At 73.6% G+C, this 6,591-nt stretch carries 7 protein-coding genes; 5 read left to right on the forward strand and 2 right to left on the reverse strand.

Annotated features, from left to right (window positions below):
* The first annotated feature begins 305 nt into the window (after positions 1-305).
* From LCH29_RS29515 to LCH29_RS29525, 3 genes are read left to right on the forward strand one after another with little or no spacing between them, the layout of a single operon-like run.
* Positions 306-1,442, forward strand: a complete 1,137-nt coding sequence (locus LCH29_RS29515; RefSeq protein ID WP_446464750.1) for an energy-coupling factor transporter transmembrane component T — start codon at positions 306-308, stop codon at positions 1,440-1,442.
* Entirely contained in the window at positions 1,439-3,061 is a 1,623-nt protein-coding gene (locus LCH29_RS29520) for an ABC transporter ATP-binding protein (protein ID WP_446464739.1), read from the forward strand. Before LCH29_RS29515 ends, LCH29_RS29520 begins: the two co-directional genes overlap by 4 nt.
* Positions 3,058-3,900 carry an ECF transporter S component gene (locus tag LCH29_RS29525; protein WP_446464740.1) on the forward strand — a complete coding sequence of 281 codons (843 nt, stop codon included), beginning with the start codon at positions 3,058-3,060 and terminating at the stop codon, positions 3,898-3,900. Before LCH29_RS29520 ends, LCH29_RS29525 begins: the two co-directional genes overlap by 4 nt.
* Positions 3,901-3,964: 64 nt before the next feature.
* Here LCH29_RS29525 and LCH29_RS29530 read toward each other — a convergent pair whose 3' ends face one another.
* Both LCH29_RS29530 and LCH29_RS29535 read right to left on the reverse strand, forming a co-directional pair.
* Positions 3,965-4,501, reverse strand: coding sequence for a hypothetical protein (locus tag LCH29_RS29530; RefSeq protein ID WP_446464741.1), 537 nt, complete (start codon positions 4,499-4,501; stop codon positions 3,965-3,967).
* 151 nt (positions 4,502-4,652) lie between these two features.
* Entirely contained in the window at positions 4,653-5,378 is a 726-nt protein-coding gene (locus tag LCH29_RS29535; RefSeq protein WP_446464742.1) for a helix-turn-helix domain-containing protein, read from the reverse strand.
* Between the two features lie 222 nt (positions 5,379-5,600).
* On the opposite strand from LCH29_RS29535, the gene LCH29_RS29540 reads away from it, so the two are divergent.
* Positions 5,601-6,269, forward strand: coding sequence for a DUF4097 family beta strand repeat-containing protein (locus tag LCH29_RS29540; RefSeq protein ID WP_446464743.1), 669 nt, complete (start codon positions 5,601-5,603; stop codon positions 6,267-6,269).
* A 12-nt stretch (positions 6,270-6,281) separates the two neighbouring features.
* The coding region (locus tag LCH29_RS29545) for an ATP-binding cassette domain-containing protein (protein ID WP_446464744.1) at positions 6,282-6,591 on the forward strand (310 nt) is incomplete at its 3' end.

Consider the following 6,591-nt stretch of genomic DNA (forward strand, 5'->3'; position numbering starts at 1 on the left):
GGCGGGCCCGGGCGGTACTCGGCGCGGAGCAGGCCCGGACGGCGCTCGGCGCGGCGCGGGCGCGGGCAGCGCTCGGCGCGCGACGGGCCCGGACGGCGCCCGGTGCCCAGCGGGCGCGAGCGGGGTTCGGTACCCAGCGGGCCCGGGCGGGGCTCCGCGCCGTCGGAGCGCGGGCGGCGGGCGCGCTGCGCCGTGAGGCCCGCCCGGCGAGCGCCGAAGGGTCGCGGCCGTACCGTATCGACCACCCTAGCGGCGAGGGCGCCACCCCGGCGGGGGCCACCCGCGCCGTCGGCCGGGAACGCGGCATCGTCGGCCCCAACCGGCCGCGCACACGCCGCGCTTCCGCCCCGCGACGTGGGGACGCGCTGCACGCCGGGGCGTGGTGGCTGTGGGCGTTGGGGCTGGGCACGGCCGCGTCGCGCACCACCAATCCGCTCCTGCTCGGGCTGATCGTCGCGGTCGCGGGGTATGTGGTGGCGGCGCGCCGTACCGATGCGCCCTGGGCGCGTTCGTACGGCGCGTTTCTGCGGCTCGGGCTGGTCGTGCTGGCGATCCGGCTGCTCTTCGCACTGTTCTTCGGCTCGCCGATCCCCAGCACCCGGGTGCTGTTCACGCTGCCCGAAGTGCCGCTGCCCGACTGGGCGCAGGGGGTGCGGATCGGGGGGCGGGTCACGGCCGAGGGGCTGGTGTTCGCGCTGTACGAGGGGCTGAAGCTGGCCACGCTGCTGGTCTGCGTCGGCGCGGCGAACGCGCTGGCCAGCCCGGCGCGGCTGCTCAAGTCGCTGCCGGGCGCGCTGTACGAGGCGGGCGTGGCCGTGGTCGTGGCGATGACCTTCGCGCCGCATCTGGTGGCGGACGTCCAGCGGCTGCGCGCGGCGCGCAGGCTCCGCGGCCGCCCCGACCGCGGGGTGAAGGCGCTGCTCCAGGTGGGGCTTCCGGTGCTGGAGGGCGCGTTGGAACGGTCGGTGGCGCTCGCGGCGGCGATGGACGCGCGCGGTTACGGCCGCACCGCGCAGGTTCCGCCCGCGGTGCGCCGTACGACGGCCGCGCTGACGCTGGGCGGGCTGCTCGGGGTCTGCTGCGGTACGTACGGGCTACTGGCCTCGGAGGGCGCGGCGTACGGACTGCCGCTGCTGCTTGCCGGGCTCGCCGCCGCGCTGGGCGGGCTGTGGCTGGGCGGGCGCCGGTCGGTCCGCAGTCGCTACCGGCCGGACCGCTGGGGCGTGCGGGCCTGGCTGGTGTCGGGGTCGGGGGTGGCGGTCGCGGCGCTGATGATCTGGGCCGCCTCGTACGCACCGGAGTCCCTGAACCCGCCCGCCGTTCCGCTCACCGCACCGGACTTGCCGCTGTGGCCGGCGGCGGGCGTCCTGCTGGGTCTGCTCCCGGCGTTCGTCGCCCCGGCACCGGCACGAGACCGCAACCCCGAGGAGGTCACGCAGTGATCCGCTTCGAGCAGGTGTCCGTCACCTACGACGGCGCCGCCCGGCCCGCCCTCCACGGGGTGGAACTCACCGTTCCGGAGGGCGAGCTGGCCCTGCTCGCCGGCCCCTCCGGAGTCGGCAAGTCGACACTTCTGGGCGCCGTCTCCGGGTTGGTGCCGCACTTCAGCGGGGGCACCCTGCGGGGCAGGGTCACGGTCGCGGGGCGGGACACCCGTACCCACAAGCCCCGCGAACTGGCCGATGCCGTCGGCACCGTGGGCCAGGACCCCCTCGCCCACTTCGTCACCGACACCGTCGAGGACGAACTCGCCTACGGGATGGAGTCGCTGGGCCTGCCGCCCGACACGATGCGCCGCCGCGTCGAGGAGACCCTCGACCTCCTCGGCCTCGCCGAGCTGCGCGACCGGCCCATCGCGACCCTCTCCGGCGGGCAGCGGCAGCGGGTCGCGATCGGGTCGGTGCTCACCACCCACCCCCGGGTGCTGGTCCTGGACGAGCCCACCTCGGCGCTCGACCCGGCCGCCGCGGAAGAGGTGCTGGCCGTGGTCCAGCGGCTGGTGCACGACCTGGGCACGACCGTGCTGATGGCCGAACACCGTCTTGAGCGGGTGGTGCAGTACGCGGACCAGGTGATCCTGCTGCCCGCCCCGGGCGCGGCCCCGGTGGTCGGCGAACCGGCCGAGATCATGCCGGTCTCGCCCGTGCAGCCGCCGGTCGTGGCCCTGGGCGGCCTCGCGGGGTGGACGGCCCCCGTCCCCCTGTCCGTACGGGACGCGCGCCGCAAGGCGGGTTCGCTGCGGGAGCGGCTGGCTCCGCTCGCACCACCCGCACCGCGCGAAGCGCCCGACGGCGCACCGGCCGGGCGGGTCGAGCGGCTGTCCGTGCGGCACGGGCGCGTCGAGGCGCTGCGCGGTGTCGGCCTGTCGGTGCGGCCCGGGGAGACGGTGGCGCTGATGGGCCGGAACGGGGCCGGGAAGTCGACCCTCCTCGCCGCCCTCGTCGGGATGCACGAACCGGCCGCCGGGACGGTCGGCATCGGCCCGGGCGGGAGCGCGCCGCACCGCACCCGCCCCGCCGAACTCCTGCGCCTCGTGGGTCTCGTACCGCAGGAGCCGCGCGACCTGCTGTACGCGGACACGGTGGCGGCCGAGTGCGCGGCCGCCGACGAGGACGCGGGGGCGGCGCCCGGCACCTGCCGGAAGCTGGTCACGGACCTGCTGCCCGAGGTGGCGGACGGCACCCATCCGCGCGATCTGTCCGAGGGGCAGCGGCTCGCCCTCGCGCTGTCCGTGATCCTCACCGCCCGTCCACCGCTCCTGCTGCTGGACGAGCCGACGCGCGGGCTGGACTACGCCGCGAAGGCACGGCTGACGCGGGTGCTGCGCGGGCTGGCGGCGGACGGCCACGCCATCGTGCTGGCCACGCATGACGTGGAGCTGGCGGCCGAACTCGCCCACCGGGTCGTCATCCTGGCCGACGGCGAGGTGGTCGCGGACGGGCCGACGGCGGAGGTCGTGATGTCCTCCCCCGCCTTCGCCCCGCAGGTCGCGAAGATCCTCGCGCCGCTGCCGTGGCTGACCGTGCCGCAGGTGCGCGAGGCGCTGGAGGGGGCGCGATGACCGGACCCCACCCATCCCGCGTACGGGCCGTCCGGCTCGGGCCGCGCTCGATCGTCGCCCTCGCCCTCGTCTCCGCGATCGGCGTCGCCGCGTTCACCTGGCCGCTCCTCGCGCCCGCCCACTCCGGTGTCGCCGCCCACGCCGCCGACGCGCCCTGGCTGTTCGCCGCGCTGCTGCCGCTGCTGCTGGCGGTGGTCGTGGCGACGATCGCCGACACCGGTCTGGACGCGAAGGCCATCGCGATGATCGGGGTACTGGCGGCGGCGGGCGCTGCGCTGCGGCCGCTGGGCGCGGGCACGGCGGGCATCGAGCCGATGTTCTTCCTGATGGTGCTCTCGGGGCGGGTGCTCGGCCCCGGTTTCGGGTTCGTGCTGGGCGCGGTGACGATGTTCGCCTCCGCGCTGCTCACGGGCGGCGTCGGGCCGTGGATGCCGTACCAGATGCTGGCGATGGGGTGGGTCGCGCTGGGCGCGGGGCTGCTGCCCGGCGCCGGGCGGCTGCGCGGCCGCCGCGAGGTGGCGCTGCTCGCGGGGTACGGGGCGCTCGCGTCCGTGGCGTACGGGACGGCGATGAACCTCCAGGGCTGGACCCTGATGCAGGGGATGTCCTCGGGGATCAGCTATGTGCCGGGCGATCCGGTCGGCGCCAACCTGACCCGCTTCGTGGCGTACTGCCTGGCGACCTCGCTCGGCTGGGACCTGCCGCGCGCGGTGGTGACGGTGGTGCTGACCTTCACCCTCGGCGGACCGATCCTGAGGGCGCTGCGGCGTGCCACGCGCCGGGCGGCGTTCGAGGCGCCGGTGGCGTTCGAGGCGCCGGTGGTGTTCGAGCGCACCTGACCATGGACGACGAAGCGGGCCCGATGCGCCGCGTCGCGCACCGGGCCCGCTCGTCACCACCCGCCTACTGGTGGAAGATCCTGGCCCCCCACTGGGCGGCCCACCTGCCGTCGCCGAACTGGAGGTTGGCGGTGCACAGACCGGTGTCGCCGTCGCAGTTCAGGGCCGTCACCGGGACGGGCGCGGCCTCGCCCCGTGGCGCCTTGACCGCCTTGGCCGCCTGGGCCCCGGTCGCCGCCGCCTGGTGGAAGATCCTCGCGTCCCACTGCGCGACCCACCTGCCGTCGCCGAACCGCAGCCCGGCCGTGCACTTGTAGGTGTCACCGTCACAGTTGAGGGTCGTCACCGGGACCGGCGCCTTCACCGACGGGGCGGACGCCGCCCGGACCGCGCTCTGGTGGAACACGTTCACACCCCAGTCCGCGTACCACCTGCCGTCCCCGAACCGCAGCCCGGCCGTGCACTTGTAGGTGTCACCATCGCAGTTGAGGGTGGTCACGGGGACGGGCGCCGCACCGGCCGCCGGGGCGACCGCGGTCGAAACCATGAGCAGGGCTCCCAGCCCCAGGAACGTACCGGTGAGCATTTGGCGAGCTGACATGTCGTCGCTTCCCTTCGACTCCGGCCGCATGACAGGCGATTACAGACAAATCACCGCAAGCAGCCAATCCGATGACATCCCAGAGGTTAGCTTTTCTTAACGGCTTTTCATGTGCTAGATCTCGCATACCAGTTGAGCCCCACTTGAAGCGCTACCGATCGGTCGTTTCGGCGTCCGCGTAGAGCACCTCACGGGCCTGCTGCGCGGCGCGGGTGATGCTCTCGCCGACGAAGTCGAGGAAGCGGGCGACGTTCTCCAGGCGGGCGGCGGCCGGGCTGTCGCGGCCGAGGACGCCGACGCCCTGCCGCGCGGTCTCGGCGAGCTCGGCGTTGGACCGGGCGCTGGACAGGATCGACTGATACCAGAGGTCCTCGTCGACGAAGTAGCGCTCACGGCGGCGTTCGTCGCGCTCCCGGCGGACGAGGGTCTGCTCCTCCAGGAACGCGATCGTCTTGGAGATGGTCGCCGGGCTGACCTGGAGGCGCTGGACGAGTTCGGACGCGGTCAGGCTGCCCGAGTCGGCGGTGTAGAGGCAGGCCATCACCCGGGCCATCATCTTGGGCAGGCCCGAGCGCATGAGGACGGTGGTGAACAACTCCTCGTACTCGCGCACGGCCTCGGCGTCGCGCCCGTCGGCCTGCGGGGGCGCCTGCCGCCCCCGGGGCGCGGCCTGACGGCGCCGCTGGGCGCGGCGTTCGGCGGCGCGGTGGGCCAGGTCGGCACGGTAGGCGGTGGAGCCCCCGTTCCGCATCACCTCACGCGTGACCGTCGAGGTGGGGCGGTCGAGACGTCTGGCGATCTCCGCGTAGGCGAGGCCGTCGGCCAGCCCCAGCGCGATCTGCTGACGTTCCTGCTGGGTGAGCCTGCCTCCCGGCATCGCGATCTCCTCTCGTGCTCCCCGATGCCGCCAGCATAGCGTTCAACCCCAGATCATTGCAACGAACAGGTGATCGTTGTTGCATTAGTCTGCATAGTCATTGCACCGATTTTTTCGCTATCACCTGCATCGATACCGTTTCCATGCAACAAGAGCGTTGATGAATTCATAAACGCAACGTAGCTTTTCGCTCATCAGAAACAACGAGCAGAGGAGCGCACGATGCAGACCTTCGACACCCCCACCCCCATCTCGGTCGTCCTCGACATCCCCGCCGGGCACGTCCGGTTCATCGCCGCCGACCGGACCGACACCACGGTCGAGGTCCTGCCCGCGGACCGCTCGAAGGGCCGCGACGTGAAGGTGGCGGAGCAGACCACCGTCGAATACGGCGACGGCGTCCTGCGGATCGGGGCCTCGGCGAAGAACCAGTACTTCGGCCCCTCCGGATCCCTCGAGGTGACCGTCCAACTGCCCGCCGGTTCCGGGGTCGACGGGAAGGCGGCCGACGCCGAACTCCGGGGCGTCGGGCGCCTCGGCGACGTCGCCTTCGAGGGCGCGCACGGCTCCGTCAAGCTCGACGAGGCCGCGAGCGTCCGCCTCACCACCTCCGCCGGTGACGTCACCATCGGCCGCCTCACCGGCCCCGCGGAGATCAGCGTCGCCAAGGGCGACATCCAGATCACCGAGGCCGTGCACGGCACCGTCGTGCTGCGCACCCAGTCCGGCGACGTGTCGGTCGGCGCCGCCCCCGGAGTGTCCGCCTCCCTGGACGCCGGTACCACCTACGGCCGGATTCGCAACGCGCTCAACAACACCGAAGGCGCCGACGCCGGACTGACCATCCACGCGAGTACCTCCTACGGCGACATCGTCGCCCGCAGCCTCTGAGGAGCACCGGACATGACCCACCTGGCCATCGCGGCGAACGCGCTGCGCAAGTCCTACGGCGACAAGGTCGTCCTCGACGGCGTCGACCTGGCCGTCCCCGGAGGGACGATCTTCTCCCTGCTCGGCCCGAACGGCGCCGGGAAGACCACCGCCGTCAAGATCCTCTCCACCCTCATCGCCGCCGACGGCGGCCAGGCCCGGGTCGCGGGTCACGACATCGCCTCCGACCCGCAGGCGGTGCGTGCCGCGATCGGCGTCACCGGGCAGTTCTCCGCCGTCGACGGCCTGATCACCGGCGAGGAGAACATGCTCCTCATGGCCG

Source organism: Streptomyces sp. BRA346, assembly GCF_052851135.1.

Bases quoted from the DNA above. Each gene is read 5' to 3' on its own strand.
- LCH29_RS29540 (WP_446464743.1), top strand. From the start codon at position 5,601: ATGCAGACCTTCGACACCCCCACCCCCATCTCGGTCGTCCTCGACATC.
- LCH29_RS29525 (WP_446464740.1), top strand. From the start codon at position 3,058: ATGACCGGACCCCACCCATCCCGCGTACGGGCCGTCCGGCTCGGGCCG.
- LCH29_RS29535 (WP_446464742.1), bottom strand. From the start codon at position 5,378: ATGCCGGGAGGCAGGCTCACCCAGCAGGAACGTCAGCAGATCGCGCTG.
- LCH29_RS29530 (WP_446464741.1), bottom strand. From the start codon at position 4,501: ATGTCAGCTCGCCAAATGCTCACCGGTACGTTCCTGGGGCTGGGAGCC.